Annotated in this window: 25 protein-coding genes, 3 pseudogenes and 1 riboswitch; of the genes and pseudogenes, 19 read left to right on the top strand and 9 right to left on the bottom strand. The window is 70.4% G+C overall.

The genetic code is table 11. The annotated features are described in order from the left end of the window. Window positions 1-29: 29 nt before the first annotated feature. A complete protein-coding gene (locus AB5L52_RS25260; RefSeq protein ID WP_369366366.1) occupies window positions 30-992 on the bottom strand; it encodes an ATP-binding protein in 963 nt (320 codons plus the stop codon). Window positions 993-1,155: 163 nt separating this feature from the next. On the opposite strand from AB5L52_RS25260, the gene AB5L52_RS25265 reads away from it, so the two are divergent. Next, window positions 1,156-1,536, top strand: coding sequence for a hypothetical protein (locus tag AB5L52_RS25265; protein WP_369366367.1), 381 nt, complete (start codon window positions 1,156-1,158; stop codon window positions 1,534-1,536). 43 nt (window positions 1,537-1,579) lie between these two features. Here the strand turns inward: AB5L52_RS25265 and AB5L52_RS25270 are convergent. After that, window positions 1,580-1,932, bottom strand: a pseudogene (locus AB5L52_RS25270) (ArsR/SmtB family transcription factor). A 413-nt stretch (window positions 1,933-2,345) separates the two neighbouring features. On the opposite strand from AB5L52_RS25270, the gene AB5L52_RS25275 reads away from it, so the two are divergent. Next, a complete protein-coding gene (locus AB5L52_RS25275) occupies window positions 2,346-3,614 on the top strand; it encodes a peptidase S8 (protein WP_369366369.1) in 1,269 nt (422 codons plus the stop codon). Between the two features lie 266 nt (window positions 3,615-3,880). On the opposite strand, the pseudogene AB5L52_RS25280 reads toward AB5L52_RS25275, so the two are convergent. Then, window positions 3,881-4,067, bottom strand: a pseudogene (locus AB5L52_RS25280) (ISKra4 family transposase); the annotation flags it as partial. A gap of 265 nt (window positions 4,068-4,332) precedes the next feature. Further along, on the bottom strand, window positions 4,333-5,694 hold the full coding sequence (locus tag AB5L52_RS25285) for a peptidase S8 (RefSeq protein ID WP_369366371.1): 1,362 nt from the start codon (window positions 5,692-5,694) through the stop codon (window positions 4,333-4,335). A gap of 408 nt (window positions 5,695-6,102) precedes the next feature. Here AB5L52_RS25285 and AB5L52_RS25290 point away from each other — a divergent pair. Both AB5L52_RS25290 and AB5L52_RS25295 read left to right on the top strand, forming a co-directional pair. Further along, window positions 6,103-6,285, top strand: a pseudogene (locus AB5L52_RS25290) (ISKra4 family transposase); the annotation flags it as partial. 597 nt (window positions 6,286-6,882) lie between these two features. Further along, complete coding sequence (locus tag AB5L52_RS25295) at window positions 6,883-7,017, top strand: hypothetical protein (RefSeq protein ID WP_351564625.1); 135 nt, start codon at window positions 6,883-6,885, stop codon at window positions 7,015-7,017. A gap of 237 nt (window positions 7,018-7,254) precedes the next feature. Here the strand turns inward: AB5L52_RS25295 and AB5L52_RS25300 are convergent, their stop codons facing one another. Continuing rightward, complete coding sequence (locus AB5L52_RS25300) at window positions 7,255-7,464, bottom strand: hypothetical protein (RefSeq protein ID WP_351564566.1); 210 nt, start codon at window positions 7,462-7,464, stop codon at window positions 7,255-7,257. Between the two features lie 375 nt (window positions 7,465-7,839). Here AB5L52_RS25300 and AB5L52_RS25305 point away from each other — a divergent pair, with 375 nt between their 5' ends. From AB5L52_RS25305 to AB5L52_RS25350, 10 genes are all read left to right on the top strand, one after another. Beyond that, window positions 7,840-8,385 (top strand): hypothetical protein, encoded by a 546-nt coding sequence (locus tag AB5L52_RS25305; RefSeq protein WP_369368968.1) that lies wholly within the window; start codon window positions 7,840-7,842, stop codon window positions 8,383-8,385. Between the two features lie 39 nt (window positions 8,386-8,424). Beyond that, window positions 8,425-9,165: a YcnI family protein gene (locus AB5L52_RS25310; protein ID WP_369366373.1), complete on the top strand. Its 741-nt coding sequence runs from the start codon at window positions 8,425-8,427 to the stop codon at window positions 9,163-9,165. 204 nt (window positions 9,166-9,369) lie between these two features. Further along, a complete protein-coding gene (locus tag AB5L52_RS25315; protein ID WP_351564557.1) occupies window positions 9,370-9,612 on the top strand; it encodes a hypothetical protein in 243 nt (80 codons plus the stop codon). Then, window positions 9,612-11,867 (top strand): heavy metal translocating P-type ATPase, encoded by a 2,256-nt coding sequence (locus AB5L52_RS25320; protein WP_369366375.1) that lies wholly within the window; start codon window positions 9,612-9,614, stop codon window positions 11,865-11,867. The genes AB5L52_RS25315 and AB5L52_RS25320 overlap by 1 nt, the downstream gene beginning before the upstream one ends. Next, on the top strand, window positions 11,864-12,385 hold the full coding sequence (locus AB5L52_RS25325; RefSeq protein ID WP_369366377.1) for a copper chaperone PCu(A)C: 522 nt from the start codon (window positions 11,864-11,866) through the stop codon (window positions 12,383-12,385). Before AB5L52_RS25320 ends, AB5L52_RS25325 begins: the two co-directional genes overlap by 4 nt. A gap of 214 nt (window positions 12,386-12,599) precedes the next feature. Then, window positions 12,600-13,277, top strand: coding sequence for a hypothetical protein (locus tag AB5L52_RS25330; RefSeq protein WP_369366379.1), 678 nt, complete (start codon window positions 12,600-12,602; stop codon window positions 13,275-13,277). 170 nt (window positions 13,278-13,447) lie between these two features. Next, entirely contained in the window at window positions 13,448-14,062 is a 615-nt protein-coding gene (locus AB5L52_RS25335) for a sigma-70 family RNA polymerase sigma factor (protein ID WP_369366380.1), read from the top strand. 193 nt (window positions 14,063-14,255) lie between these two features. Next, window positions 14,256-15,335, top strand: coding sequence for an ABC transporter substrate-binding protein (locus AB5L52_RS25340; protein ID WP_369366382.1), 1,080 nt, complete (start codon window positions 14,256-14,258; stop codon window positions 15,333-15,335). 2 nt (window positions 15,336-15,337) lie between these two features. Then, the gene (locus tag AB5L52_RS25345; RefSeq protein ID WP_369366384.1) at window positions 15,338-16,408 is read left to right on the top strand and encodes a FecCD family ABC transporter permease; all 1,071 of its coding nucleotides are present in this window, start codon (window positions 15,338-15,340) and stop codon (window positions 16,406-16,408) included. After that, a complete protein-coding gene (locus AB5L52_RS25350; protein WP_369366386.1) occupies window positions 16,405-17,220 on the top strand; it encodes an ABC transporter ATP-binding protein in 816 nt (271 codons plus the stop codon). Before AB5L52_RS25345 ends, AB5L52_RS25350 begins: the two co-directional genes overlap by 4 nt. Before the next feature lie 58 nt (window positions 17,221-17,278). On the opposite strand, the gene AB5L52_RS25355 is transcribed toward AB5L52_RS25350, so the two are convergent. Next, window positions 17,279-17,494, bottom strand: coding sequence for a heavy-metal-associated domain-containing protein (locus AB5L52_RS25355; protein WP_351564533.1), 216 nt, complete (start codon window positions 17,492-17,494; stop codon window positions 17,279-17,281). A 289-nt stretch (window positions 17,495-17,783) separates the two neighbouring features. Here AB5L52_RS25355 and AB5L52_RS25360 point away from each other — a divergent pair, with 289 nt between their 5' ends. The 4 genes from AB5L52_RS25360 (at window position 17,784) to AB5L52_RS25375 (ending at window position 23,387) form a co-directional block, all read left to right on the top strand. Beyond that, complete coding sequence (locus tag AB5L52_RS25360; RefSeq protein WP_369366388.1) at window positions 17,784-19,202, top strand: MFS transporter; 1,419 nt, start codon at window positions 17,784-17,786, stop codon at window positions 19,200-19,202. A gap of 16 nt (window positions 19,203-19,218) precedes the next feature. Then, window positions 19,219-21,045: an asparagine synthase (glutamine-hydrolyzing) gene (gene asnB, locus AB5L52_RS25365; RefSeq protein ID WP_369366390.1), complete on the top strand. Its 1,827-nt coding sequence runs from the start codon at window positions 19,219-19,221 to the stop codon at window positions 21,043-21,045. A 12-nt stretch (window positions 21,046-21,057) separates the two neighbouring features. Continuing rightward, a complete protein-coding gene (locus AB5L52_RS25370; RefSeq protein ID WP_369366392.1) occupies window positions 21,058-22,308 on the top strand; it encodes a cytochrome P450 in 1,251 nt (416 codons plus the stop codon). A 140-nt stretch (window positions 22,309-22,448) separates the two neighbouring features. Continuing rightward, a complete protein-coding gene (locus tag AB5L52_RS25375) occupies window positions 22,449-23,387 on the top strand; it encodes an L-tyrosine/L-tryptophan isonitrile synthase family protein (protein ID WP_369366393.1) in 939 nt (312 codons plus the stop codon). Window positions 23,388-23,421: 34 nt separating this feature from the next. On the opposite strand, the gene AB5L52_RS25380 is transcribed toward AB5L52_RS25375, so the two are convergent. After that, window positions 23,422-24,531 carry a HoxN/HupN/NixA family nickel/cobalt transporter gene (locus AB5L52_RS25380; RefSeq protein ID WP_369366396.1) on the bottom strand — a complete coding sequence of 370 codons (1,110 nt, stop codon included), beginning with the start codon at window positions 24,529-24,531 and terminating at the stop codon, window positions 23,422-23,424. 26 nt (window positions 24,532-24,557) lie between these two features. After that, window positions 24,558-24,747, bottom strand: a riboswitch (cobalamin riboswitch). A gap of 88 nt (window positions 24,748-24,835) precedes the next feature. On the opposite strand from AB5L52_RS25380, the gene AB5L52_RS25385 reads away from it, so the two are divergent. Next, entirely contained in the window at window positions 24,836-25,216 is a 381-nt protein-coding gene (locus tag AB5L52_RS25385) for an ArsR/SmtB family transcription factor (RefSeq protein ID WP_369366398.1), read from the top strand. Window positions 25,217-25,387: 171 nt separating this feature from the next. On the opposite strand, the gene AB5L52_RS25390 is transcribed toward AB5L52_RS25385, so the two are convergent. Further along, complete coding sequence (locus AB5L52_RS25390; protein ID WP_369366400.1) at window positions 25,388-25,573, bottom strand: peptide deformylase; 186 nt, start codon at window positions 25,571-25,573, stop codon at window positions 25,388-25,390. Between the two features lie 8 nt (window positions 25,574-25,581). Continuing rightward, window positions 25,582-25,950 (bottom strand): peptide deformylase, encoded by a 369-nt coding sequence (locus AB5L52_RS25395; RefSeq protein ID WP_369366402.1) that lies wholly within the window; start codon window positions 25,948-25,950, stop codon window positions 25,582-25,584. Window positions 25,951-26,210 lie beyond the last annotated feature (260 nt).

Genomic DNA, 26,210 nt, shown 5'->3' on the forward strand with positions numbered 1-26,210 from the left:
TCTGTGGTTCTGTTCTTGAGGGGGTGGCGTCAGGCGAAGGCGGCCAGGGCTGCGGGGCCGAGCCGGAAGTCGGGGTCGACCTGGGTGGCGAGGTCCTGACCCGTGGCCTCGTTCGCCCAGGCGGCGGCGTTGCGCAGATGGAAGTCGACGGCGTGCTTCTGGAAGGCGGCCCAGTCCTTGGTGCGGGCGTCCACGACCGCGCGCAGCCGGTCCAGTGTGCGGGCGTTGTGCTCCTCCAGCTCGCCGTGACCGCCGCGGCCCTGCTCCTGGGCGCGCACGTACGAGGACTGCTCGCAGTGGGCGATCAGATCCATGCCGACGTGGCCGCGCAGGAAGGCCAGGTCGTCCGCGCCGGTGACCTTGTTGCCGACGACGGCGACCGGGATGCCGAACTCGGCGGCGTGGTCGCGGTACTGGCGGTAGACGGAGAGGCTCTTGCGGGTCGGTTCGACGACCAGGAACGTCATGTCGAAACGGGTGAACAGACCCGAGGCGAAGGCGTCGGCGCCGGCGGTCATGTCGACGACGACGTATTCACCGGGGCCATCGATCAGGTGGTTGAGGTAGAGCTCGACCGCGCCGAGCTTGGAGTGGTAGCAGGCCACGCCGAGATCGCTCTCGTCGAAGGCCCCGGTCACCATCAGCGGTACGCCGCCGACCTCCTGGGCGTGGTGGCTGTGGATCTCGTCGTCGCCCAGCAGGCGCAACAGTCGGGAGCCGCGGCCCGGCGGTGTGGTCTTGACCATGGCTTCGCGGGACGGGATCCGCGGGTTCGTGCCCCGCAGGTAGTCCTTGATCTCGCCGGTGCGCGCGCTGAGCGGCGGCGCGGTGAACAGTTCGTCCTCGTCGAGGCCAAGGGCGTATGCCAGGTGCTGGTTGATGTCGCCGTCGATGGCGACGACCGGCACGCCCGAACGCGCCAGATGACGGGAGAAGAGCGCGGACAGCGTCGTCTTGCCGCTGCCGCCCTTGCCGACGAATGCGACGCGCATGGCTAGCCACCTCTATTGGAAATGGATTTCATGAGCATATGCTGGGGATGCGACAGGGTGGTGTCAAATCGCTCGTTTCCCAACTCGCTTTTCTCCCAAGCGAGTTCGGTCGCATCTGGCGCAAACAGGAGACCCCTTTGACCCATACGGAGGAGACGCGGAGATGAGCGATGCCGCAGGCGGCCGTCGGGGCCGCCCTTTCACCCTTGTCGTCTGCGGCTCATGCGATGCCGCCGCGACCGGGCGGCTGATGGACGGGCTGCGGCGCGCGGTCCGGGGCTGCCCACACGGGGTCATGGTCTCCACCGGTTGTCTGGGGAGTGTGCTGCACTGCCGGAGCGGCCGTGGGGTGCATGCCGCCGTGCAGCCCTGTGGGGCCGACCGAAGGCCGGGCGGGGTCGTCGTACGCCTCGGCCCGCTGGTGACGGAAGCCGACGCCGAGGTGGTCGGGGCGTGGCTGCGGGCCGGGATGCCCGACGACGGCTCGCTGCCCGATCGGCTCCGAGCAGAACCCGCGCCACGGCAGGTCGCCCACCTCAACTGACGGGCTGCTTCTGGGCATGCCGACGTGACGGATGAGGTGCGCGTCAGCCGAGGTCGCGCACGCCGATGCGCAGGGGTCGATGTGATGGACGGCCTGGTCGAGGAGCTGGGCGACGTGGTCGTCGTAGAGGCTGTAGACGATGCGGCGGCCGTCGCGGCGGCCGGTGACCAGGCCGAGGGCGCGCAGCAGGCGCAGTTGGTGGGAGACGGCGGACTGTTCCATGCCGACGGCGCAGGTGAGTTCGCCGACGGGGTGCGGGCGCTGCCGCAGGGTGGTGAGGATCAGCAGGCGGGACGGTGTGGCGAGGGCCTGGAGTGTCGTGGCGACGGAGGCGGCGGTGGCTTCGTCGAGCCGGGCGGCCGCGAGGACGTCGCGGCCGCCCGGCGTCGGCGTCATCGGCGCGCACGGGATGCACTCTGGTGTCCGTCAAAGCGGAACAAGCTCAGCGGTTCGTTCTGAGTGGGGCCTCATCACGCAGGTGGTGCAGGCGTTTTCGTTGTCCTGAAATGAGCACTACCGCGGACACACCAGCGCCACCGACGGTTCACTCGCTCACCGCGGCAGCCCCACAAGACCTGCATTGACGTGGCCTTGACCGGTGGAAGACGGCGGCCGCATGGTGAAACCATCCGACCCGCAGCCGATCTGACATGCCGTCTGTCAAGGCGGCTTTTCGTCATGCGTCCCTTCCGAACCGCCTGAACCGCCTGAACCGTCTGCAACCGCACGGAGGCTTGATGCAACGACGCGAGATACCCTCCGGATCCCTGGTGATCCACCACCACCGACCGAGACGGCGGGTGCGGCGGATGGCAGCTGCCCTCACCGCGATGCTCACCTTCGCCGTCACTGCCCTCACCATCGGCCTGGCCACCGGTGTCCAGGCCGCCGCTCTCTCGTCCGCCCCGCGCGCGTCCGCCTCCGCGGGCACGACGGGCTTCGGCTGCGTCCATCCCTTGCAAGCGGGACAGGCCCACTGTTTCGGCGTGCTGAAGGCCCACCGCACCGCCTCGGGCCGCATGTCACCGTTCACCACCGGGTCCCCGACCACGGTGGGGTACGTGCCGTCCGATCTGCGTTCCGCCTACAACCTGGGCGGTACCTCGGGATCCGGCCGCACGGTGGCCATCGTCGACGCCATGGACGATCCGCACGCCGAGTCCGACCTGGCCGCTTACCGCAGCGCCTACGGTCTGCCGTCGTGCACCACCGCCAACGGCTGCTTCCGCAAGGTGAATCAGAGTGGCCACGCATCGCCGCTGCCCTCCGGTGACTACGGATGGGCCGAGGAGATCAGCCTCGACCTCGACATGGTCTCGGCGACATGCCCTGGCTGCCACATCCTCCTGGTCGAGGCGAACTCGGCGAACGTCCCGGATCTCATGACGGCCGAGGACACCGCCGCCACCACATCGGGCGTCGTCTCCGTCTCCAACAGCTGGGGCGGGTCCGAGGACAACACCATCACCTCCGTCGACTCGCACTTCAACCACCCCGGCGTCGCGATCACGGCGAGCTCGGGTGACTCCGGTTACGGCGTCTCCTGGCCGGCCTCCTCCCCGTACGTCACCGCCGTGGGCGGCACCTCGCTGAGCAAGGCGTCCAACTCGCGCGGCTGGACCGAGACCGCGTGGAGCGGCGCGGGCTCGGGCTGCTCGGCGTACGAGGCCAAGCCGTCCTGGCAGCACGACTCCGGATGTGCCAAGCGCAGCGTCGCCGATGTGTCCGCGGTCGCCGACCCCAACACCGCGGTGGCGGTCTACGACACATACAACAGCTGCGGCGGCGCGTTGTTGTGCGACACCGAGCTGCAACTCGGTCTCGCACAGGGTGCCGACGGATGGGTCGAAGTCGGAGGCACCAGCGTCTCGTCGCCGATCGTCGCAAGCGTCTACGCACTGGCCGGAAACACCTCTCAGGTCGCCAACGGCTCGTACCCGTACACCCACACGTCGGCGCTCAACGACGTGACCAGCGGCAGCAACGGCTTCTGCGGCGGCAGTTACCTGTGCACCGCGGGTCCGGGATACGACGGGCCGACCGGCCTCGGCACGCCCAACGGCACCGGCGCCTTCTGACGGCGCTTTCCTGCCGGCAAGGGCTGGGCCACGTCGCATTGGTGCGGCGCGAGCCCAGCCCTTGCCATGTCTCAGTCCTCGGAGAATGCGACCAGCGGCGTGTGGGCGGGCAGCAGGCGGGGTTCTGCGGAGCCGGTTGACGTCCTGTTGAGGTCCTGTTGAGGTGCTGGGCGAGGACGTACCTGTCGCGGTACAGGGTGATCGGGTCGGCGGACGCGAAGAACATCGTCGTGCGGCGAGTACGGGGCGTCGCGGTAGCGGACTGCATGAACCCGCAGGTGCTCGCGTTGCACGTGGAACTCCCGGTACTCCTCGAAGTCGCCCTTGATGACCACCGCGCGGAGCTTGGGCACGGCCTCGGCCCCGGCCAGGCTCCAGCGGGCGCTGGTGATGTCCATCCGGTCCTTGACCAGGTGCCGGCACGCCCCCCCCCATCACGCCGGTTGCGATCGGTCAGCGCTCGGTGAGCGCGTTGTCGTAGCCGAGGTGGGGGAGTTTGGCCCGCAGGTGGCCCTCTCGGCGGCCGGGAACTCCTCGCGATCAGCGTCCCTCAAACCGAGCCGCACCGAGGCAGAACAGGGAAAACGGGCCCCGGCCGGCTGCCGGGGCCCGTTTTCCTTCTCCGTGCCGCCGAGGGGACCCCACGTCCCCCTCACACTGGCGGCTCCCCGTGACCCGACGGGGCGGTCATTGCATGCGTGATGTGTGCTGGTGTCACTCAGCTCGCGCTGAAGGCGGACGTGCCCTGCGGGGTGCCCCAGCCGGTCGGGCCGTCGTAGCCGGGCCCGGCGGTGCAGAAGTACGACGTGGAGCAGGTGCCGTTGCTGCCGCTGGTCACGTCGTTGAGGGCGGAGGTGCCGGCCTTGGCGTACGGGTACTGCGCCGGGTAGTCGCTGCTGCCCGGGGTACCGGCCAGCGCGTAGACCGAGGCGATGATCGGCGCGGAGGCGCTGGTGCCGCCGTAGGTGTTCCAGCCGCTCGCCTGGTAGGTGTCGTAGACCGAGACGCCGGTGGCGGGGTCGGCCACGGCCGAGACGTCGGCGATCATGCGCTTGGAGCAGCCGCTGTCGGTCTGCCAGCTGGGCTTGGGGTCGTTGGCGGAGCAGCCGGAGCCGGTGCCCTCGGTGCTGGAGGTGTGCCAGACGGACTCGTCCCAGCCGCGGCTGTTGGAGGCGGTCTTGAGGGCGGTGCCGCCGACGGCGGTCACGTACTGCGACGCGGCCGGGTACTCGGCGCCGTAGGCGCTGTCACCCGCGCTGGCGGTGATGGCGACGCCCGGGTGGTTGTAGTACTGGGCGTCGAACGTCGTGTCGGAGGAGGACTCGGCGCCGCCGTAGCTGTTGGAGACGAACTTGGCGCCGAGGGAGACGGCCTCGTTCACCGCGGTGCCGAGGTCGGCTTCGGAGGCCGAGTTGGCCTCGACGAGGAGGATGTTGCAGTTCGGGCAGGTCGCGCTGACCATGTCGAGGTCGAGCGATTCCTCACCGGCCCAGCCGCTGTCGGCGGTGGGGAGGTTGGACGACGAGCCGTCCTGGCCGACCTTGCTGAAGCAGCCGCTGTCGCTGGTGCAGGCCGGGAGGCCGTACTGCGAGCGGTAGGTCGCGAGGTCGGACTCGGCGTTCGGGTCGTCGTAGGCGTCGACGATGGCGACGGTCTCGCCGGAGCCGCCCGAGGAGGCGGCGGAGGTGAGGCCGTAGGCCGACTGGATGTCCGAGGGGCCGTATCCGGTGGGGGAGGCGGAGGAGGCGTTCGGCTTGATGGTCTTGGGCGTGATGCCCTTCAGGGCCGCCTGCTTCTCCATGAAGGCGGTGGTGCCGCCGGTGACGCGCAGCGCGTTGCAGGCGGCGTAGCCCTTCTTCGGGGTGGCGCCACATGCCCGCGTGTACTGCACGTGAGCCTTGGCGACCTGGGCGGCGATCGCCTTGGCGCTCACCTTGTGGCTCGTGACGGCGGTGTCCGCGCTTGCGTGGCCGGCGGTGCCGAGTCCGGCGATGACGAGCGCGGCGGTGGCCGCTGCTGCCGAGCCGACGCGGCGCCATCTGCCGCGTATGTGGGGGGAGCTGGGGGTGGTCGTACGCAAGGTACAGCCTCCTGGAAGTGGTGGACAGAGGCCTGCGGGTGTGGGGGTTCCACCGATGGGTGACCGGTGGGGGCGGCGGCCCGCGACGACCATCGCTTTGTTGAGTACGCGACAACAAGAAGCCTGGTGGAATCCTGACTGCCGCATTGCTCAAGGGGGTTGAGTGCTTACTGATCAATGGGCGGGGGATGGGTGTTGACTGGCTGAAACTTGACCCTGCGCGCGGCATGCGCGCGGGCCCGCGCTACGCGCGTTAACCAGCGCGCCCGAATCCGTTTGTGTTACCGGGGGGCGAGGTGTGCCCGAGGGTGTCTGCGTGGCTGAGGTCGGGCGTGGCGAGTTCGTTTGCGTGGCTGGGGCCGGGCGTGGCGAGTTCGTTTGCGTCAGCGGGGATGGGCGCGGCTCTGTTTGAAGGACCGGATGGACATCACTGGCGTCCGCTGGGGCCTGCCCGGAACCGAAGCCGTCCTGCGACTTCGCGCCGTCGTCTCCAACGGAGACCTCAACCCCTACTGGCGCTACCACGGCGCCCGCGAGCACGAGCGTCTCTGGCCCGCCCCCGACCGGCGAACTTACGCCCTCACTGCGTGATCGCGGCCGTCACTCGAACCGAACCGCACCCGCTGCTTGAGCGCCTTCACCGCCGGCGCCCCGACCTGGACCGCTCCGGAGTCCAGGTGCCGACCAGCGGCCGAATGAGGCCGCGCACCGCGCCGTACCGGGACACCAAGGCCGCCCGCCACTCGGCGTCCCTGCCACCCCGACCGGCCCGGTCCTCAGCTACTCCGGCTCCGAGGCCCGCTTCCCGGGCGGCACCTTCAGCAACTCGCAGAAAACAGCCTGTTGGGCTCGCAGCGACACCTCAGAGGGCGCGACAGATCGGCATAAATTTTCCGCATCAAGCGATTAGATCAAGAGTGCCTGAGTTGCCCGCTGCCCTGTTCCCGGGATGTTCCCATCGGGCGAGAAATGGACCCTCCGCAGCCCCTGCGGAGGGTCCATGTGCTCTCTGACCTGCAATTTTCCAGTGCCCCCGGCAGGATTCGAACCTGCGACACCCGCTTTAGGAGTTTTCTCTGGGCGGGGCTGTGACCTGCGGAAACGTTGACTGTGTGGTGCCTGGCCTGGGAAAACACCCCTCCGTAGTTCTCATGTGTTCACGGGCTTTCCCGGCCTCATGTGTGCTGAATGCGTTTCGGCCGAGGGCCGCCCGAAGGTACGCCGCAGGAGCAGGACTCGATCGCCGTCGACCCGGCCTCCGGCAAGGTGACCGACGTGCTGCGGTTCGCCGACTATCCGCCGCTGGCCCAGCTGACCCGGTGAGGCATCGACGCCCACACGAGCGTCCTGTTCGGCCCCGCCGACCAGATGCGGGTGTCACCTCAGCAGTCGGCTGAGCAGGTCGGTGAGTTCCGCCTCGTTGGTGTGGCCTGACACACCCCGTCGGTTGCGGCCCGCGTGCAGCGATCGAAGCAGGCGGTCGCTGACGCGGGTCGGCTTCCGCGCAGGGCGGTCCCAGCGTCGGTTCACCAGAGCCGGAGAGTGACCTGCGGCGGTGGGTCATGCGATGCCGTCCAGTTTGCCGTTCTTCGCGTCGGCGACGAGGGACGAGAACTGGTCGGCGCTCATCTGGACGCGTTGGCCGAAGTCGTCGGTCAGGACGATGCGGCGGTCGGCCGAGGCGCCGGGGTCGACGAACAGCTGGGGACAGCCGCAGTCGCACTCGCCGCAGAACGTGGCGACGGGTTCCAGCCCGCTGATGTCGGTCATGTTGCTCCACCTCCGTGGACAGGGGGTGCGGCCTTTCGGTGCCCGATGCCCGGACCAGTCCGGTGGCCGCAGGGGACTGTCCCGGGGATACCCGGAGCGGACATGGCGGACGCGTGACCCCGTCGTGTGCCGAGGCGCAGAGGGTGGCCGGTGTGCGCTCGTGCTCCTCGGGCTGCTTCCAGTGCTTCGAATTCGCCAGGGTGGCCGGGAACTGAACCGCACGTGCGTCCGACTCATAAGGAGGGGGCGCAATGACCAGGTAGTTCGTGGGCGGTGATGCATGTGCGTGGACAGGGGGCGGTGAAGTCCCTCAGTCTCGTGGCAGCATCAGGTGCCGTGAGTGTGTCCTGGGCGGTGCGAAGCGTGCGCGCGGCGGTGTTCGCCGTGCTGTGCGTGCTGCTCGCCGCCGGGGGGCATGCACTGGCCACAGGTGCCGCCCCGGCGGTGTGGGTGCAGGTCGCCGTGTTCGTGCCGGTCTTCGGGGCCGGCTGTCTGCTGGGCGGGCGGGAGCGGTCGCTGGCTGCCATCGGCCTCGGGACGCTGGCCGCCCAGTGCGGGCTGCACCTCGCCTTCCACGCCGCGCGGCCACAGCACGTCGCGATGGCCATGCGCGGCATGCGGATGGTCCATGACCATGCGCTCACGCCGCACGCCACCGCCGCCCATGTCGGGGCGGCCGTGCTGCTGACCTGGTGGCTGCGGCGCGGTGAGGCCGCGTTGTGGTCGCTGCTGCGGCGGGCCGTCGCGTTCGTGCCGGGGCTCGCCGCCTGGTGGCAGGTGGCCGGTGCGGTGCGGAGCGTGTCGGACGCGCCAGGGCTCGTGGGGCGGGCCGTCGGTGAGCTGTGGTCGGTGAGACAGGTGCGGCTGAGGTATGCCGTTCACCGGCGGGGGCCACCGATGGGGATGTCGTCCGCGATCTGACCCCCGACATCCCTCCCCAGTACGGAGATTCATCACCTCATGTCCCCGAACCGCATCGCCCTGCGCCGCGCCGGCACTGTCACCGCGCTGACCGCCGCCGGACTCCTCGCCGCCGCCGGGATCGCCTCCGCCCACGTCACCATCCACCCCGACAGCTATGCCAAGGGCGCCACCGACGGCGTGCTGACCTTCCGCGTGCCCAACGAGGAGGACAACGCCAGCACGAACAAGGTCCAGGTCTTCCTGCCCACAGACCACCCCGTTCTCGGCGTGCTGGTCCACCCGCAGGACGGCTGGACCGCTCAGGTGACCAACACCAAGCTCAAGACGCCCGTCAAGACGGACGACGGCACCATCACCGATGCCGTCTCCGAGATCACCTTCACCGGCGGCAAGATCGCGCCGGGCCAGTACGAGGACTTCAACGTCGCCTTCGGGCAGCTGCCCGACGACACCGACCAGCTGACCTTCAAGACCCTCCAGACGTACTCCGACGGCAAGACCGTCCGCTGGATCGAGACGCCCTCCGGCGGCCAGGAGCCGGAGAACCCGGCGCCTGTCCTCAAGCTCACCGCCAAGGGCGCGGACGAGAGCGGCAGCACCTCGACCGGCTCGCCGGCGAACTCGAAGAGCTCCGCGAGCGCCAAGTCGACCGCTTCGAGCAGCGACTCGACCGCCCGTGGCCTTGGCATCGCCGGGCTTGTCGTGGGCGTGCTGGGCCTGGCAGCGGCCGTGTTCGCCGTCCTGCGCGGCCGCTCCACGGGATCCCGGGCCGAATAGCGCAGATGCCCTGCCGACAGCCGGAACCCGGAAACCCGTCGGCAGGGCGTCTGTCGGTCGGCGCGCGACATCGGAGAACGGTTGTTTGTTATGTGGCGTGCGCCATAGGCGTGCTCCGGAACTCGGGCGTCCGGTGGCCCGACTCCTGAAGCGGTACGGCTCGATCCGAATGGCGCCGTACGACGTGATCTGGAGACGCGGTTGATGGACGAATCCCGGCAATCCTCCTCCAACGCAGGTGCGGTACTGCGGAAGCTGGTCCCACCGCCTGCCCTGTGCGGGTTCCTTCTCCTGCTGACACTGATGTTCGCGGTGTCGTACGCCGTCGGTGCCGCCGCCGGACCCGTCGCCCCCGGTATGCACGGCACCGGCGCACGGCCGGGCGGCGACGGCAGCGCAGGCGGAGGCGTCGACGACATGGGCGACATGCACGGGGGAGGCCACTGATGAGAGCGGAACCCGTGGGCACCCTCGTCACGACCGACCTGACCGTCGGCGGCATGACCTGCGCGGCCTGCGTGAGGCGGGTCGAGAAGAAGCTCGGCAAGCTGGACGGGGTTACGGCGACCGTCAATCTGGCCACCGGGCGGGCCCGGGTGAGTCATCCGGCGGAGATCAGTCCTGCGGACCTCGTCGCGGCCGTCGAGAAGGCGGGCTATACGGCTGCCCTGCCCGAGCCGCCCAAGAAGCAGAAGCGCGAGGACGACGCCGAGGGCGAGGGCGCCCGGCAGGAGCGCGACCGGCTGGTGATCACCGCGCTGCTCGCGCTGCCGGTGCTGGTGCTGTCGATGGTGTCCGGCCTTCAGTTCCGGAACTGGCAGTGGATGTGCTTCATGCTCGCGGCGCCCGTCGCGGTGTGGGGAGCCTGGCCGTTCCATGTGCGGGCGGTGCGCGGGCTGCGGCACGCGGCGGCGACCATGGACACCCTGGTGTCGCTGGGTGTGGTGGCCTCTTTCTCCTGGTCGGTGTACGCGCTCTTTCTCGGCGGCGCCGGTGAGCCAGGGATGCGGATGCCGTTCACCCTCGTGCCCTCGGCCTCGGAGGGCGCCGCGCACATCTACCTCGAAGCGGCTGTGGGCGTACCGCTGTTCGTCCTGGCCGGCCGTTTCCTGGAGGCGCGGGCCCGGCGCGGGACGGGGGCGGCGCTGAGGTCGCTCGCCCAGCTCGCTGCCAAGGAAGTCTCGGTACGCGAGGACGGCACCGAACGGCTGGTTCCCATCGAGCAGTTGGGTGCCGGACAGGTCTTCGTCGTACGGCCCGGAGAGAGGGTCGCCACCGACGGCGAGGTCGTGGAGGGCGCCTCGGCCGTGGACCTGTCCCTGGTCACCGGTGAGAGTGAGCCGGTTGAAGTGGGTACGGGATCGGCCGTGGTCGGCGGGGCCGTCAACGCCGGCGGCCTGTTGCTCGTCCGTGCCACCGCCGTCGGCGCCGACACCCAGCTCGCTCGGATCACCCGCCTGGTCACCGAGGCGCAGGCGGGCAAGGCGCGGGCGCAGCGGCTGGCCGACTCGGTGGCCGGTGTCTTCGTACCCGTCGTGCTGGCGCTGGCCGTCACGGCGCTCGGCTTCTGGCTCGGTGCGGGAGCCGATCCCCAGGCAGCCGTCACCGCGTGCGTGGCGGTCCTCGTCGTCGCCTGTCCCTGCGCACTCGGCCTGGCGACCCCGACCGCGCTGATGGCCGCGACCGGCCGGGGCGCTCAGCTGGGCGTTCTGGTCAGTGGGCCGCAGGCTCTGGAGGGGCTGCAGCACATCGACGCGGTTGTGTTGGACAAGACCGGCACCCTCACGTCCGGCCATATGAGCGTCGCCCGGGTGACCGCTGTGCCCGGCGGGCTCGGAAAGGAGGCGGTGTTGCGGCTGGCGGGCGCGGTCGAGCGGGGCTCGGAGCACCCGCTGGGCCGGGCCATCGCCGCGTATGCCGGGCGGGCCGCGCAGGGACAGCCGACGCCGGACGTGACCGAGTTCGGCGCCACACCGGGGCAGGGGGTGCGCGGACGGGTCGAAGGCCGCATGGTCGAAGTCCTGGCGCCGGAGGATGCGTTGCCCACGGTCCTCACGGACGCCATGGCCAGGGCAGAGGCCGCTGCCCACACACCCGTCCTGGTCCGTGTCGACGGCGTGGCCGAGGCCCTGATCGAGGTCGGGGACGTCGTACGCCCCGGAAGCTACCGTGCAGTGGAGCGCCTGCGGCGGCTCGGCGTCCGCCCAGTGCTCGCCACAGGTGACCGGGAAGCGCCCGCGCAGGCCGTGGCGTCGGCCCTGGGCATCGACGAGGTGCGCGCCCGCTGCACCCCCGAGGGCAAGGCCGGCCTCGTAAGGGACTTGCAGGAGCAGGGCTACCGGGTCGCGGTCATCGGCGACGGCGTCAACGACGCCGCCGCACTCGCCGGTGCCGACCTCGGCATCGCCATGGGCAGCGGCACCGACGTGGCCATCGGAGCGGCCGACGTGACGCTGGTGCGCGGCGACATCGAGGCCCTCGCTGACGCGGTCCGGCTGGCTCGGCGCACGCTGGGCACCATCCGCTCCAACCTGGTTTGGGCGTTCGGCTACAACGTCGTCACCGTGCCGCTCGCCATGGTCGGCCTGCTCAACCCGATGTTCGCCGCGGCCGCGATGTCGGCCAGCTCGCTGCTGGTGGTCGGCAACAGCCTGCGGCTGCGCGCCTGGCAGCCCTCGTCCGCCCGGAGGCGTACCCGATGACCGAGCAGAACCCCTGGCGGCCGTCGCGCCGCCGGCTGACCGACGCCCTGCTCGCCGCGGCCGTGCCCGTGGCCGCGTGCAGCCTCGCCCTGGGCGGCCTGACCACCTGGGTGGGGGCCGGGAAGGCGGGCAGCCCGGCGCGGATCGCCGTCACGTCCGGGCGGGTGTTCCTGCCCTACGGCGGCAGCACGGAGACCGCGGCGTTCTTCAACGTCTCCAACCTCGGCGGAGCGGACGACCGGCTGGTGAAGGTGACGTCCACCGACACGCGCGGAGAGATCACCCTGAGCCGTCACCGCGCCACCGACAGTGGGGCCGCGTACAAGGCCGACGTGAACTCGGTGACCGTCCCTGCCGGTGGTGAGCTGTCCATGTCCCCGCAGGGCATGGACCTGACCCTGCGGGCGCGGGCTGGGTGGCGGGCGGGTGACCTGGTGCCGTTCACGCTGAACTTCGAGCGCAGCGCGCCGGTCAGGACGATCGCGGTGGTGATCCGCTCCGGCGACGGAGTCTCCTGATCATGCCTCCGGGGGCAGTTCGGCCTTGACGGGTTTGCTGTTGCAGGAAATCCGCGGCCGAAAAGTGCTTCCCGGAGAGATGTCGGGTAGGAACCCTCGTCAGTTCCGGCGTGGCGTCGTGGTCTGGATCACAGGCTGGGTATTGAGTGTGGTGCCCGGTGGATTTCCGTACCCACGCATGACGGCCGAAGCCCGGATGCGAGGATGAGGCGCCATGACAGCAGGGTGGTGTGCTCGCACGATACGGGCCGCGGTGTTCGCGGCCATGTGCGTGCTGCTCGCCGCCCTGGGTCACGTCCTGATGTCCGGAAGCGACGTGCCCGCGTGGGCGTTGGCCGCAGGCGTGGCCGTGACCGGTGCCGCCGGCTGGTGTCTGGCAGGGCGTGAGCGCGGGCTGCCGTTGATCGTGACGGCTGTGGTCGCCGCCCAGGCCGGGCTGCACGAGGCGTTCTCCTGCGCGCAGTCGGCATCCGGCGGTTCGGCCTCCGCGGACGTGAGCGGCATGGGCTCCATGGCCATGGGGCACACGAGCATGAGCCACATGGACCACGCAGGCCACATGGACCACGCAGGCCAGATGGGCCACGCGGGACACATGGGGCACTCCATGGACGGCGGCTCGTCGTCGTTCGGCATGCTCGCGGCCCACCTGCTTGCCGCGGTGCTGTGCGGGTTGTGGCTGGCGTACGGCGAGAAGGCCGCCTTCCGGATCCTGCGGGCGGTGGCCGGATGGCTGGCGGCGCCGCTGCGACTCCTGTTCGCCTCGCCCATCACCCCGGACCGCCCGCGCGTCCACCTGCGGCGCCGTCGCTCGGACCGGGCGCCGCGTCTGCTCCTTCTCGGCCACGCGATCACTTCTCGGGGTCCGCCCGTGGGGACGGCTGTCGTCTGAGGACAGCTGGTTTCCCGAGGCCGCCCGTCTGCGCCTCGGGCCACGGCCGTACGACCGCGCAGGCGCTGTAGCGCCACAGCGACGCCGTAGGGCCGTCTCCCCTCTTCACCGGACCGCGCGCTTTTGCCGGCCGCTGGTCCGGATCACGGTTGACCCTAGAAGGACACCAGGTGATTACCTCTGCCCTGCCCACGTCGCGCGTCAAAAGCGACAAAGCGGCAGCACTCGACGAATCGATCACCGCCTGGGCGCTGGCCGCCCGAGGCGGTGACGCGGACGCGGTCGAGCAGTTCGTGGGCGCCCTGCACCGCGACGTCCAGCGCTACGTCGCCCACCTTTGCGGCGATCCCCAGGCTGCGGACGATCTGGCACAGGACACGTTCCTGCGAGCACTTGGCAGCCTGCACCGGTTCGAGGGGCGTTCCTCGGCCCGGGCCTGGCTGCTGTCCATCGCCCGCCGCGCGGTGATCGACAGCTACCGCTACGCCGCAGCCCGGCCGCGTCAGTCGGACGTACCGGACTGGTGTGCAGCCATTGAGCTGGCTCAGTCGTGCGACCTGCCCGGTTTCGACGACGGCATCGCACTGCTCGATCTGCTGACTTCGCTGTCCGATGACCGGCGGGAGGCGTTCATCCTCACGCAGCTGCTCGGCCTGCCCTACGCGGAGGCCGCCGAGGTCAGCGACTGCCCGGTCGGCACGGTCCGCTCCCGTGTGGCCCGCGCCCGCGCGGCTCTGATGGACCTGCTCGACGAGGCGGAGAGGCCCGCCGCGCTGGCAGCCTGATGCTTCGGGAGGGTGTCGGTGCCGACCGGGAAAACCCCGGCACCGACACCCTCGTCAGCACCTGGGAACGGCTCTCCTGAGCCGTGCCGCCAACTTTTCGGGAACTCACGGGAACTCGCGTGACGTTCGCTCCGACTTCTGGAGCGGGTGACGGAGGTTCGCCCGCGTACCGAGTGGATCCGGGAGATGTTCGATGCGTTCTCGAGTGTGGGGCTCTGCGGCGGCCGTCGTGCTCGGCGGCCTGCTGGCGGCGGGCTGCGGCGGCGGGGAGAAGAACACGGGGAGCGAGAGCGCGGGGAAGGCCAAGGACTCCGTCTCGGGCGCCTACCCGGTGTCCGTCACCGACTGCATGGGCGCCAAGACCACCTTCTCCGCCGCCCCGAAGAAGATCGTCACCAGCAACGCCTCCAGCCTGGAGCTGCTGCTGCGCCTCGGCGCCGGCGACAAGGTGATCGGCACCGGCTTCCCGCCGGGCAAGGGCACCCTGCCCGGCACGCTCGACGCCCAGGCGCAGAAGGTGAAGGTGCTCAGCCAGAGCGTCATCCCCAAGGAGAAGCTGCTCGGCTCCGGCGCCGACCTGTACATCGACACCTTCGCCTCCATGGGCAGCATGGGCGGCGGAGGAATGGGGGACGCGCCGACGGCGGAGGAGTTCCAGGCCGCCGGAATCCAGCACATCTACCTGAAGTCCACCGCCTGCGCCGCACAGAGCAAGACCCCGGTGACCGACCTGTCCGCGGTGGAAGCCGACATCACCTCCCTCGGCGCGGTCACCGGTACGAGTGCGCGGGCGAAGGAACTCGTCACCGGGATGAAGGAGAAGGTGGACGCCGTCCAGAAGGCGGTCGGCGGCACGGCGAAGAACAAGCGGCCGACGTACTTCTTCTTCGACTACGACGCCGGCACCAAGCAGCCCTCCGTCACCTGCAACCGCCAGGTCGCCAACGCGGTGATCACTCTGGCCGGGGCCCGCAACGTCTTCGCCGACTGCGACGGCGACTACAAGCAGGTCGGCTGGGAGGACGTGATCGCCAAGAACCCGGACTGGATCCAGCTCGGGGTCCGCGACCGGGGCAGCGAGGCGGCGAACAAGAAGGCGTTCGACGAGGCCGAACAGTGGCTGAAGTCCAACGCGGCGACCAAGGGCCTCAAGGCAGTGAAGCAGGGTCACCTCCTGCGCGTCGGCTCCGAACAGACGACCATCGCGGGAGTCGAGAACGCCGACACGGTCGAGGAGATCGCCAAGGCCCTCTACCCGGGCAAGGTCGGCTGACCATGCCCTCCACGCTGGTGCGCCCAAAAGCCTCAGCTTCGGAAGAGCGCAGTCTGCCCGCGACACCGCTGGCGGTGGTCCTCGCAGTGGTGCTGCTGGCCGCGCTGACCGCCGCGGTGGCCTGGGGCTCGACGTCCATTCCGCCCGGCGAGGTGTGGGGCGTGGTGTGGCGAAGACTGTCCGGTGAGGCGCCGCGGCCCGGCACGAACGACTTGATCATCTGGCAACTTCGCGTTCCGCGCGCCCTGCTCGCCGCGCTCGTCGGCGCCGGGCTCGGTGTCGTCGGTACGGCCGTACAGGCGCTGGTGCGCAACCCGCTGGCGGACCCGTATCTGCTGGGGATCTCCAACGGGGCCTCCCTCGGGGCGGTCGCCGCGATCGTGCTCGGGGTCGGGGCGGGCGGGGCGCTGGGTCTTGGCCTGTCCGGCGCGGCCTTCGCCGGGGCCCTGGCCACCTTCGCGTTGGTGTGGGCGGTGGCCCGCAGGGGCGGCGGTTTCGCGCCGCTCAGGCTGGTGCTGGCCGGGGTCGCGATCGGCCAGTTCCTGTCCGGCTTCACCAGCTACCTGGTGCTCCAGGCCGGGGACGAGCAGCAGACGCACAGCGTGCTGTTCTGGCTCATGGGCAGCCTCAGCGGAGCGAACTGGCAGATGCTCGCGGTCCCCGCCGTCGCCGTGCCCATCGCTCTGCTCTGGCTGCAGGCGCGCGCCCGCGGACTGAACGCCCTGCTGATGGGCGACGAGACGGCGGCCGGCCTCGGCATCGACGTCGCCCGGCTGCGCCGCGAGCTGTTCACCGTCACCAGCGTGCTGACCGGCGTCCTGGTCGCCGTCTCCGGCGCGATCGCCTTCGTCGCGCTGATGGTGCCGCACGTCTGCCGCCTGGTCGTCGGCGGCGACCACCGGCGCCTGCTGCCGGTCTCGGCCCTGTTCGGGGCGGTGCTGCTGGTGGTGGTCGACATCGTCTGCCGTACGGCCATGGACACGCAGGAGCTGCCGGTGGGCGTGGTCACTTCGCTGCTCGGGGCTCCGGCCCTGCTGTACCTGCTGGACCGGCGCCTGGGGAGCGGCAGTTGAGGATCGACATCGAGGACCTGCACGTCGCCTACGCCGGCCGTACGGTCGTCGCGGGCGCCCACCTGATCGCCGCCGAGGGTGAGATCACCGGCCTGGTCGGGCCGAACGGCAGCGGCAAGTCCACGCTCCTGCGCACCGTCTACCGGCACCTGAAGCCCACCGCCGGGCGAGTACTTCTGGCCGGCACCGACCTGCGCGAGCTGAGCCCCGTCCAGTCGGCGCGGCACGTGGCCGCCCTCCCGCAGGAGCGGGGGAGCGACTTCGAGCTGAGTGTGCGCGAGGTCGTCGCCATGGGCCGCACCCCCTACAAGCGAGCTTTCGCCGGTGAGGACGCCGCCGACCGGGACATCATCGCCCGTGCCTTGGCCGACGTCGGCATGGACGAACAGGCGGGTCGCCGGTTCACGGCCCTGTCCGGAGGGGAACGCCAACGCGTCCTGCTCGCCAGGGCCTTCGCCCAGGACCCCGACGTCCTGGTCCTCGACGAGCCGACCAACCACCTCGACATCCGCCACCAGGTCGAACTGCTCGCCCTGCTGCGTGCCCAGCGCCGTACGACGTTGGTGTCGCTGCACGACCTCAACGCGGCTGCCTCCGTCTGCGACCGCCTCCACGTCCTGCACGCCGGATCGGTCGTCGCCTCCGGCCCGCCGCGCGAGGTTCTCGCGCCCGCCCTGATGGCGGAGGTTTTCGGGGTGCGGGCGGCCGTGGTCGACCACCCCCTCACCGGGGATCCCTTGATCGCCTTCGACCACCGGGCACCCGCCGACGCGGAGCCGGCTCTGGCAGTGGAGACGCACACCGGCGCGTGAACACGGTGAGGGAAGGACGGCGGGGGTGGTGCCGTCCTTCCTGCTCTCCGGGTTCCGGTCAGGCGGCCACCGAGTCCGCGACGCCGTAACCGGCCTCGACGATCGCGGCGCGCAGCCGTTCGTCGTCGAGGTCCGTGCCGTGCACGGTGACGGCGTTGGCGGAGAGGTCGACCACGACCTCGCTCACCCCGGGCACCTCGGAGACCTCTTCCCTGATGCTCGCCGCGCAGTGCTCGCAGCTCATTCCGGTGACGTGGTACTGCTTCTGGGTCATGGCGCAACTCCTGGAAGCCGATGGGGGTTTGGCGTGACGTACGTTCGCGCGAACGCGGAGGTTCAGGCTGTCGACGTCACCTCAGTAGTCGGATGAGCGGAGCCTGAAGTTCCTCCGTGAGCAAGCTGATTCCGATGGTCCTCGTGGGGCTCAACTGGCCGACGTGGCTACTTCCAGCCTTCCCGCCACATTTTTTGGGACAGGTCCGGGAACTCACGTGCGATCCCTCCCGACATGTGGGACGAGGCTGCCTTCCGGTAGCCCGCCCACGAAGGTGAGGGGCGGAAAGGTGACAGACCACAGACCCGGCTCGGAACAGCCCGGGCACATACCCGACGGCTCTGCCGGCGAGGACCGCTGGCTGCTGGTGGCCGTGGCGGGCATGCTGTCGTTCGTGGCGATGCTCGACATGAACATCGTCAACGTGGCGCTCGCGGACATCGCCGATGGCCTGCACGTCTCTGCGGCGACCGCCCAGTGGGCCGTGCTCGGATACCAGCTTGCCGTCGTCGCACTGCTGTTGCCCGTCGGACGTTGGCTGGACGGCGTGGGGATGCGCTCCGCCGTACTCGCCGCGACCGCCGGCTTCGCCCTGTGCAGCGCGCTGGCGGCCGCCGCTCCCTGGGCTGCCTGGCTGATCGCCGCCCGCATCGCGCAGGGCGCCTTCGGGGCAGTGCTGTTCGTGCTGATGCCGGTCCTCGCGCTCCGCTCCGTACGGCCGGAAAAGCGAGGGCGGGCGATGAGCGTGCCCGCGACCCTGGGCCCGCTGGGGGCGGTGACCGGGCCGGCCGTGGGTGGGCTGCTCCTGGACCATCTGGGCTGGCACGCCGTCTTCCTCGTCAAGATCCCCTTCTGCGTGCTTGCCCTGGTGGTGGCCTGGCGTGCGATGCCGCCGGACGGCGCCCTGCGCCGACCCGACCGGCGCTCGGCAGCAGACGTCCTCCTGGTGGCCACCGGTGTGGCGGCCCTGCTGCTGGCGCTGACCCTGGCCTCGGACCGTCCGGCGTGGCTGGTACTCGCGCTCGCGGCAGTCCCGCCGCTGTGGTGGTGGCTGCGTGGTCCGGGCGGGCGTCCGGTGACCGGCGTGCTGCGTGTCTCGGGGCTGTTCCGGGCACACGCTGCGGTACTGGCGCTTGCGGCCGGTTTCGCCGCCATGCACTACGTCGTCGCCCTGCACCTCCAGCGTGACGACGGCGTCAGCGCCACGACCACCGGGCTCACCGTGCTCGCCTTCCCGCTCGGCATGGGCCTGGCCGGACCGCTCGGCGGACGCCTCGCCGACCGGTACGGCGCCCGCCCGACAGCGGTCACCGGCGCCGCGCTCACCGCCGCCGGCCTGCTCCTCCTCGTTCCGCTGGGCGGCGACTGGTCACCGCTGGCCCTCGCCTGGCGGCTGGCGCTGGCCGGCATCGGCATGGGCCTGAACGGCGGCCCGACCCAGGCCCTGGTCATGGGTGCCGCCCCGCCGGAGCGGACCGCGACCGTCGGCTCGACCGTCCAGCTCGCCCGCAGCCTCGGCTTCACTCTGGGCCCAGCCCTGGCCACCGCCGCCTGGGGCCTTGCCGGAGCTGCCGACGGCGTGCACGCCGGGCTCGCCGTGGCCGCCACCGCCGCCTGCCTCGCCGTACCTCTGCTGGCACTGCCCGCACGACGGCCGGCCGCCGTGCCGGAGAACACCACCGACGCGGCGTCCGCCGCCCATCGTTGAGCAAGGAGTCACCCGTATGTGCGGAATCACCGGCTGGGCGAGCTTCCACCACGACGCCCGCACCCAGGCTCCGGTCATCGAGGCCATGACCGCCACCCTCACGCCCCGCGGCCCCGACGCCGGAGGCATCTGGCTCGGCGAACGCGCCGCGATCGGCCATCGCCGCCTGGCCGTCATCGACCTCGAAGGCGGCGTACAGCCGATGCCGGATCGCCCCGAGCAGCCGGACATCGTGCTCACCTACAGCGGCGAGGTCTACAACCACCACGCGCTCCGGGCCGAGCTGCGTGGCCGGGGCCATGTGTTCCGCACGCGCAGCGACACCGAGGTGGTACTGCGGGCCTACGCCGAATGGGGCGAGGCGGTGGCTGACCACCTGGAGGGCATGTTCGCCTTCGCCGTCTGGGACGAGCGGGTGCAACGGCTGCTTCTGGTGCGTGACCGGCTCGGCGTGAAGCCGCTGTTCTGGGCGGCCGTCGACGGCGGTGTGGCCTTCGCCTCCGAACCCAAGGCGCTGTTCGCCCACCCCGAGATCCGGCCCCGGGTGGATGCCGACGGGCTGCGGGAGGCATACAGCCTGCTGTTCAACACCGGGCCGACCGTCTGGTCCGGCGTGCGCGAGGTGGAGCCCGGCGGACTGCTGGTCCTCGACCGGGACGGCATCCGCGAACGCCGCTACTGGCAACTGGACGCCAAGGACCATGCCGACGACCAGGACACGACGGTGGAGCGGGTCCGTGCGCTGGTCGGCGCGGCGGCCCGCAGCCAGCTGGAGGCCGACGTCCCGCTGTGCAGCCTGCTGTCCGGCGGCATCGACTCCACCGTCCTGACCGCGCTGCTCGCCGACGAACTACGACTGCGGGAGGGGACGGAGGCGAGGATCCGCTCCTACGCCGTCGACTACAGCGACCAGGCCGAACAGTTCACGGGCGACGTCCTGCGCACCGGGCACGACACCCCGTACGCCACCGAGGCCGGCGCCTTCATCGGCACCGACCACAGCACCGTCGTCCTGGATCCGCGTGCTCTGCTCGACCCCGAGCACCGCAAGGCGGTCGTCGTGGCGCGCGACTCGCCGATCGGCGTGGGCGACATGGACACCTCGCTGTACCTGCTGTTCGGCGAGATACGGCAGCACTCCACTGTCGCCCTGTCCGGCGAGGCGGCCGACGAGGTGTTCGGCGGTTACCCCTGGTTCCACAACCCCAAGGCGCTCGCTGCGCAGACCTTCCCGTGGTTGCTGGTCACCGGCGACGAGGCCGCGATGCCGCTCAATCCCGAACTCGATCTGTGCATCGGCGAGTTCCGCAACGACACCTACCGCAGCGCGCTGGCCGCCGTACCCCACCTGGACGGCGAGAGCCCCGCCGAACACAGGCAACGCGAGATGCAGCACCTGTCCCTCACCCGCTGGCTGCGCCAGCTCCTGCACCGCAAGGACCGCCTCAGCATGGCACAGGGGCTGGAGGTGCGTGTCCCGTACTGCGACCACCGGCTCGTCGAGTACGCCTTCTCCACGCCCTGGGCGCTGAAGAGCTTCGACGGCCGGGAGAAGAGCCTGTTGCGCGCCGTCGGCACGGGCCTTGCCCCGGACTCGGTGCTGTACCGGCCCAAGAACCACTACCCGGCCACCCACCACCCCGACTACAACCGCGGCTTGCAGGACATGGCCCGCGACGCGCTCGCCATCGAACAGGTCCGCGCGCTGGCCGACGAGACCCGGATCAAGCCCTGCCTGGACACCCCGCCCGACCGGCTGGAGTGGGGCCACCGCCTGCGCCTCGAACGTGTCGTCGACCTTGCCCTGTGGCTGGACCACCACCGGCCCGAACTCGCCCTCTGAGGAGCCCCGTTCATGACCATCCAAGAGCCGGCGGCCAAGCCGGTACCCGACCCGGTCCCGCTGATGGGCTGCCCCTACAAGGCCGACCCCTACCCCCTGTACGAGCAGATGCGCGAGGCCGGCCCGGTCCACCGCGTCCTCTTCCCCAGCGGAGTGCAAGCCTGGCTCGTCACCGGCTACGACGCCGCCCACGCCGCGCTGAACGACGAGCGCCTGGGCAAGAACCACGACCGCGGCAACGACCGCTGGCGCGCCCGCGCCTCGATCATGCCCGAGCCGCAGCACTCCCAGCTCCAGGTCCACCTCCTCCACCAGGACCCGCCCAAGCACACGCGCATGCGCCGCTTCGTCACCGACGCCTTCACCCCACGTCGGATCGAGAGCCTGCGCCCCCGCTTCCAGGAGCTGGCGGATGCGCTGATCGACGCCCTGCCCGAGAGCGGGCCCGCCGACCTCGTCACCGGCTTCGCCGCTCACTTCCCCTTCCAGGTCCTCGCCGAAGTCATCGGTCTTCCGCAGGAAATGGCGGCCCGCTTCGACCGCGACTGGGGCAAGGTCGTCCAACCGGTCGGCCCCACCGACCCGGGACGCCCGCTGTATGAGGCGCGTCTGCACGGCCTGCAGAGCTACATCGCCGACGTCGTCGCCCACAAGCGCGAACACTGGGACGACGACCTGCTCAGCCGCCTCGTCGTGGCACGCGACCGCCGTGAACTGTCCCAGGAAGAGCTGGACTCGATGATCTTCCAGCTCCTCGTCGCGGGTCAGGAACCGGTCACCAACCAGATCACCACAGCTCTGATCGCGCTCTTCCGTAACCCGGACCAGCTGGCCCGCCTGCGTGACGAACCGGACGTACTGCCCCGCGCGGTGGAGGAACTCCTCCGCTACGACAGCGCCTTCGAACTCACCACCTGGCGCTTCTTCGACAAGGACAGCGACCTGCACGGCACCCGGGTACCGGCCGGCGACTCCGTGATCGTCTCCCTGTGCGCCGCCAACCGCGACCCGCGCCGCTTCCCCGACCCCGACACCCTCGACTTCGACCGCAGCCCCAACCCCCACCTCGCCTTCGGCCACGGCATCCACTTCTGCCCCGGCGCCGCCCTCGCCCGCGCCGAACTCCAGATCGCCCTGGGCACCCTGCTCACCCGGCTGCCCGGCCTACATCTCGCCATCAAAGTCGAGGACATCGAGTGGATCCCCGCCGTCCTCGGCCGCGGCACCAACAGCCTGCCCGTCGGCTACGACCGACGCCTCTGACACCGACGTAACGCTGACCGTGTCCGGCCACACCGGCCGGACCGGTCTCGGCTGACCCAAACCCGCTGACCACTGGCGCCTGGCGTGCATTCCCGCCACGGCGCCATGTCGACATGCCCTCGTATTCCAGGAGGAACGACATGCCCCTGACGATCCCGTCAGATGCCCTCCCCACCCGCATCGGCACCGAGATCCTCAACCTGCTCCTGCCGCATCACCGCACAACCGATCGCGCTCCCGTTCCCGCCCCAGCGGAAGCGTTCCACCATCAGCTGCGCCGCATCGCCGACTTCGTCCACCAGGGCGCCCCGGTCGTCTTCACCCTGCCCGGCTTCCCCTGCAAGTCACCCAACCCCGCCAAGGTCCTCGGTCACCTCCCCGACCAGGGCGAACGCCTCTCCCTGACGTTCCTGAACACCCTGTGCACCGAGATCGAGCGGATCTATCCGCCCGGGGCACGCGTGATCATCTGCTCCGACGGCCACGTCTTCGGCGACCTCATCCACGTCCCCGACCACCACATCGACGCGTACGCCGACGACCTTCGAATACAGATAGCCCAACTGGGCCTGGACAGACTGTCCGTCTTCGACCTCCGCAACATCCTCGGCGACCTCCCGCACGACATGAAACGCGCCCGAGTCCACGACCGGTACGCCCCTGCCCTGGACGCTCTGCGTGCCGAGGCCCGTACCGACGACCAGACCCTCGCCCTCTACCGGGGCATCACGCGCTTCCTCGTCGAGGACACCGCCGACTGGACCGGCACCCGCTCCGCCCTCCAGCGCAGCTGCCGGCAACGCGCCTACGGAGTCATCCAGCGCAGCCGCGCCTGGGGCGACCTGATCGCCGAACACCACGCCCACGCCGTACGCCTCTCGATCCACCCGCAACCCGTCGGCGGCCCGAAATTCGGCATCCGCCTCCTCGATGCCCCCGACGCCTGGACCACCCCCTGGCACTCCGCCGCACTCCACCGCGCCGACGGCACCTGGACGCTCATGCCCCGAGCGGCGGCGGCTCGGCTGGGCCATCTGATCCAACAGGACGGCAGGCCCAGCCACTTCGTGCACAACTGATCAGGCCGGGGTCACGGCGACAGCCACTGTGCCGTCAGCCGGTGTCCGCGGCGCGGGTGCTCCAGCGCTCCTCGACCTTGGCCAGACGCCAGTAGGCGACGGCCACGGCCCAGACGACCACGAACAGGCCGGCGATCACGTAGCCGACGTTGTCCAGGTCCAGGCCCGCGATCCAGCCGGATACGTCATCGCTCAGGCCCAGCTTGTCGTGCAGCACGCCGACCAGCTCGATCGTGCCGACGAAGAAGGCCACCGCGATGGACAGGCCGGTGATCGTGAGGTTGTAGAACACCTTGCGCACCGGGTTGGAGAACGCCCATTGGTAGGCGAAGTTCATGAAGGTGCCGTCGAGGGTGTCGAACAGGCTCATACCCGCCGCGAAGAGGAGGGGCAGGCACAGAACCGCGTACCAGGGCAGGCCGGCGGCGGCGCCGTTGCCGGCCAGGGCGAGGAGCAGAACCTCGGTCGAGGTGTCGAAGCCGATGCCGAAGAGGAAGCCGAGCGGGAACATCTGCCCCGGTCGGCGGATCGACTTGGTGAACCGGCCCAGGAGGCGGTTCATGAAGCCGCGCGAGTCCAGGTGCGCTTCCAGCTCCGCCTCGTCGTAACGTCCGGCGCGCATGGCCTTGAAGACGCGCATGATGCCGAACAGCGCGACGAGGTTGAGGGCGGCGATGAGGTACAGGAAGCTGCCGGAGACCGTGGTGCCGACGGTGCCGAGGACTTGATGGGTTCGGGAGCTGTCGTTCATCAGGGTGCCGGCGAGCTTGGCGCCCCCGGCGACCAGCGCGGCCATGACGACCACCACGCTGGAGTGCCCGAGCGCGAACCAGAAGCCCACCGACACGGGCCGCTTGCCGTCGGCCATGAGCTTGCGGGTGGTGTTGTCGATCGCGGCGATGTGGTCCGCGTCGAAGGCATGCCGCATGCCGAGGGTGTAGGCGGTGATGCCCAGCCCCACGCCGAACGCCTTGGTGCCGACCTCGTAGTGGTGCGGGACCACGAGCAGGAAGAGGATCCCGAAGGCGACCACGTGCAGAGCGACGATCACGGCCAGCAGGCCGACGGTTCGGACGGTGTCCTCGCGGCGCCAGCGGAAGGAAGGGGCGGCATCGGTTTCGGGCACGCCTTCGGACAGGGTCATACGGTCACGCTCCAGCACCTCGTGGATCAGCTTCGTGCTGCCGTGGCCGGTCTCCTGGCTGACGGGTCACCGCGCCCGCCCCTGCCTTCCCGGCCGCGAGGCCAGTGGCAATGCATGGGGCGGGAACTCCCCGATCACAGTGGCGAGGGCCGCTCCGGACTGAGCCCCTGGGGGCTGTCACCGGTCTTCCCGAACACCACGGCCTGCTCAGCCTAGAAGGCGGCCAGTGTCAGCTGCAAGGCTGCATATCTGAGCAGGTATAGAGGGGTATGGAGGGTGAAACGTGGGCTGCGATGATGCCCCCATGCATCTCGTCCCCGCGGAACGTGCCGGGCAGCGCACCATCGACGGCCATCGAGTCTGCGACGCCATCGCCGCCGTCGGCGAGCCCGAGCACGTACGCGCCTGGGCCGACCGCTTCTCCCTGCTCTCCGATCCCCGACGCCTGTCCCTGCTGCTCGCCCTTCACGAGGCCGGCCCCATCGCCGTGTCCGACCTCGCCGTCGCCACCGGGATGCGGGACACCGCCGTCTCCCAGGCCCTGCGCCTCCTGCGCACGGCAGGCATCGTCGAGGGCGAGAAGGACGGCCGGATCGTGCGCTACCGACTCGTCGACGGACCGGTTTCCGCGCTGCTGCGACACTGCGCATCCGAGCCTGGAGGGCACGTTCCCGCAATCCCCTGACCGGGCACTGGATCGAGGTGGTGCTGCGCGAGGGGCTCTCAGCCGAAGGCGAGTCCACGGAAAGCGTTGCGGACGTCGGTCAGGAGGCCGCGGTCGCGGGTGCAGTAGAACTTGTTGGTCAGGAGAGTGGTGCTTGAACTGCCTCTTCCTCACGCAGAAAGCTCTCAGGGCCTACTCGTATGCCCAGGCTCGTCCGGTCTGCCGGTAGCCCTCCACGGGGATCGGGTCGACGCCGGTTCGCATGCGGGCGGTGTACAGCAGGCCGTCGAGGTGGTCGATTTCGTGGTGGATGAGGCGGGCGAGGCCGCGTTCGTACACGGTGGTCGTGGTATCACCGCTCAGGGTGGTGGCGTTCACCGTGATCTTCAGCGGTCGGGGGACGAGGCCGCGGACGCGAAGAAGCTGAGGCAGCCCTCGTACTGCTCGTCCGTCTCCTCGGAACGGTTGGTGATCCGGGGGTTGAGCAGGATGACGGCCGGGGCGTCGTCGGCCGGCATGACGACTGCGGCGGCGCGCGCGATGCCGATCTGCGGGGCGGCGATGCCCATGCCCTTGGCGAAGGGGTGGACCTGACCGATGCGCTCGATGGCGGCGAAGAGTTCGTCCACGATGCGTTCGGCCTCGTCGCGCTCGGCGGGCAGGTCGAAGGCGCGGGCCGGTTCGGCGAGGATGCCGGCCCCGTGCTGGACGACGCCGAGGTCTCGCATGCGTTGGCTGGGCCGCACGTCAGTCACCTGAACTCCCTTGATCTGCTTCGCCTTCGGGCCGCGCCCGGAACCGCCATTCCAGACGGTACCGAGCGTGCAGGGCGGGTGCGGTGGTGATCCATGTGAATTGCCGTAGTCCGGCGGCGAAGGCCAAGCTGGAGAAGGCGGAGAAGAAGGCCCGCAGGGCCGCCGAGGAGGTGGCTGCCCTGGAGGAAGATGCCGCGTGATGTGTGCCTGATCCGTGTCGGGAGCCGTAGTCGCAGGGGCCGCGCCGTCGTGTGTGAACG

The organism is Streptomyces sp. CG4, from assembly GCF_041080655.1.
Taxonomy (GTDB): domain Bacteria; phylum Actinomycetota; class Actinomycetes; order Streptomycetales; family Streptomycetaceae; genus Streptomyces.

What these genes read in the sequence shown, in the direction of transcription:
- AB5L52_RS25320 (WP_369366375.1), top strand. Translation starts at nt 9,612, where the DNA reads ATGAGAGCGGAACCCGTGGGCACCCTCGTCACGACCGACCTGACCGTC.
- AB5L52_RS25330 (WP_369366379.1), top strand. Translation starts at nt 12,600, where the DNA reads ATGACAGCAGGGTGGTGTGCTCGCACGATACGGGCCGCGGTGTTCGCG.
- AB5L52_RS25340 (WP_369366382.1), top strand. Translation starts at nt 14,256, where the DNA reads ATGCGTTCTCGAGTGTGGGGCTCTGCGGCGGCCGTCGTGCTCGGCGGC.
- AB5L52_RS25325 (WP_369366377.1), top strand. Translation starts at nt 11,864, where the DNA reads ATGACCGAGCAGAACCCCTGGCGGCCGTCGCGCCGCCGGCTGACCGAC.
- AB5L52_RS25275 (WP_369366369.1), top strand. Translation starts at nt 2,346, where the DNA reads ATGGCAGCTGCCCTCACCGCGATGCTCACCTTCGCCGTCACTGCCCTC.
- AB5L52_RS25370 (WP_369366392.1), top strand. Translation starts at nt 21,058, where the DNA reads ATGACCATCCAAGAGCCGGCGGCCAAGCCGGTACCCGACCCGGTCCCG.
- AB5L52_RS25265 (WP_369366367.1), top strand. Translation starts at nt 1,156, where the DNA reads ATGAGCGATGCCGCAGGCGGCCGTCGGGGCCGCCCTTTCACCCTTGTC.
- AB5L52_RS25385 (WP_369366398.1), top strand. Translation starts at nt 24,836, where the DNA reads ATGCATCTCGTCCCCGCGGAACGTGCCGGGCAGCGCACCATCGACGGC.
- AB5L52_RS25380 (WP_369366396.1), bottom strand. Translation starts at nt 24,531, where the DNA reads ATGACCCTGTCCGAAGGCGTGCCCGAAACCGATGCCGCCCCTTCCTTC.
- AB5L52_RS25355 (WP_351564533.1), bottom strand. Translation starts at nt 17,494, where the DNA reads ATGACCCAGAAGCAGTACCACGTCACCGGAATGAGCTGCGAGCACTGC.
- AB5L52_RS25345 (WP_369366384.1), top strand. Translation starts at nt 15,338, where the DNA reads ATGCCCTCCACGCTGGTGCGCCCAAAAGCCTCAGCTTCGGAAGAGCGC.
- AB5L52_RS25375 (WP_369366393.1), top strand. Translation starts at nt 22,449, where the DNA reads ATGCCCCTGACGATCCCGTCAGATGCCCTCCCCACCCGCATCGGCACC.
- AB5L52_RS25315 (WP_351564557.1), top strand. Translation starts at nt 9,370, where the DNA reads ATGGACGAATCCCGGCAATCCTCCTCCAACGCAGGTGCGGTACTGCGG.
- AB5L52_RS25295 (WP_351564625.1), top strand. Translation starts at nt 6,883, where the DNA reads ATGCGTTTCGGCCGAGGGCCGCCCGAAGGTACGCCGCAGGAGCAGGAC.
- AB5L52_RS25260 (WP_369366366.1), bottom strand. Translation starts at nt 992, where the DNA reads ATGCGCGTCGCATTCGTCGGCAAGGGCGGCAGCGGCAAGACGACGCTG.
- AB5L52_RS25310 (WP_369366373.1), top strand. Translation starts at nt 8,425, where the DNA reads ATGTCCCCGAACCGCATCGCCCTGCGCCGCGCCGGCACTGTCACCGCG.
- AB5L52_RS25300 (WP_351564566.1), bottom strand. Translation starts at nt 7,464, where the DNA reads ATGACCGACATCAGCGGGCTGGAACCCGTCGCCACGTTCTGCGGCGAG.
- asnB (WP_369366390.1), top strand. Translation starts at nt 19,219, where the DNA reads ATGTGCGGAATCACCGGCTGGGCGAGCTTCCACCACGACGCCCGCACC.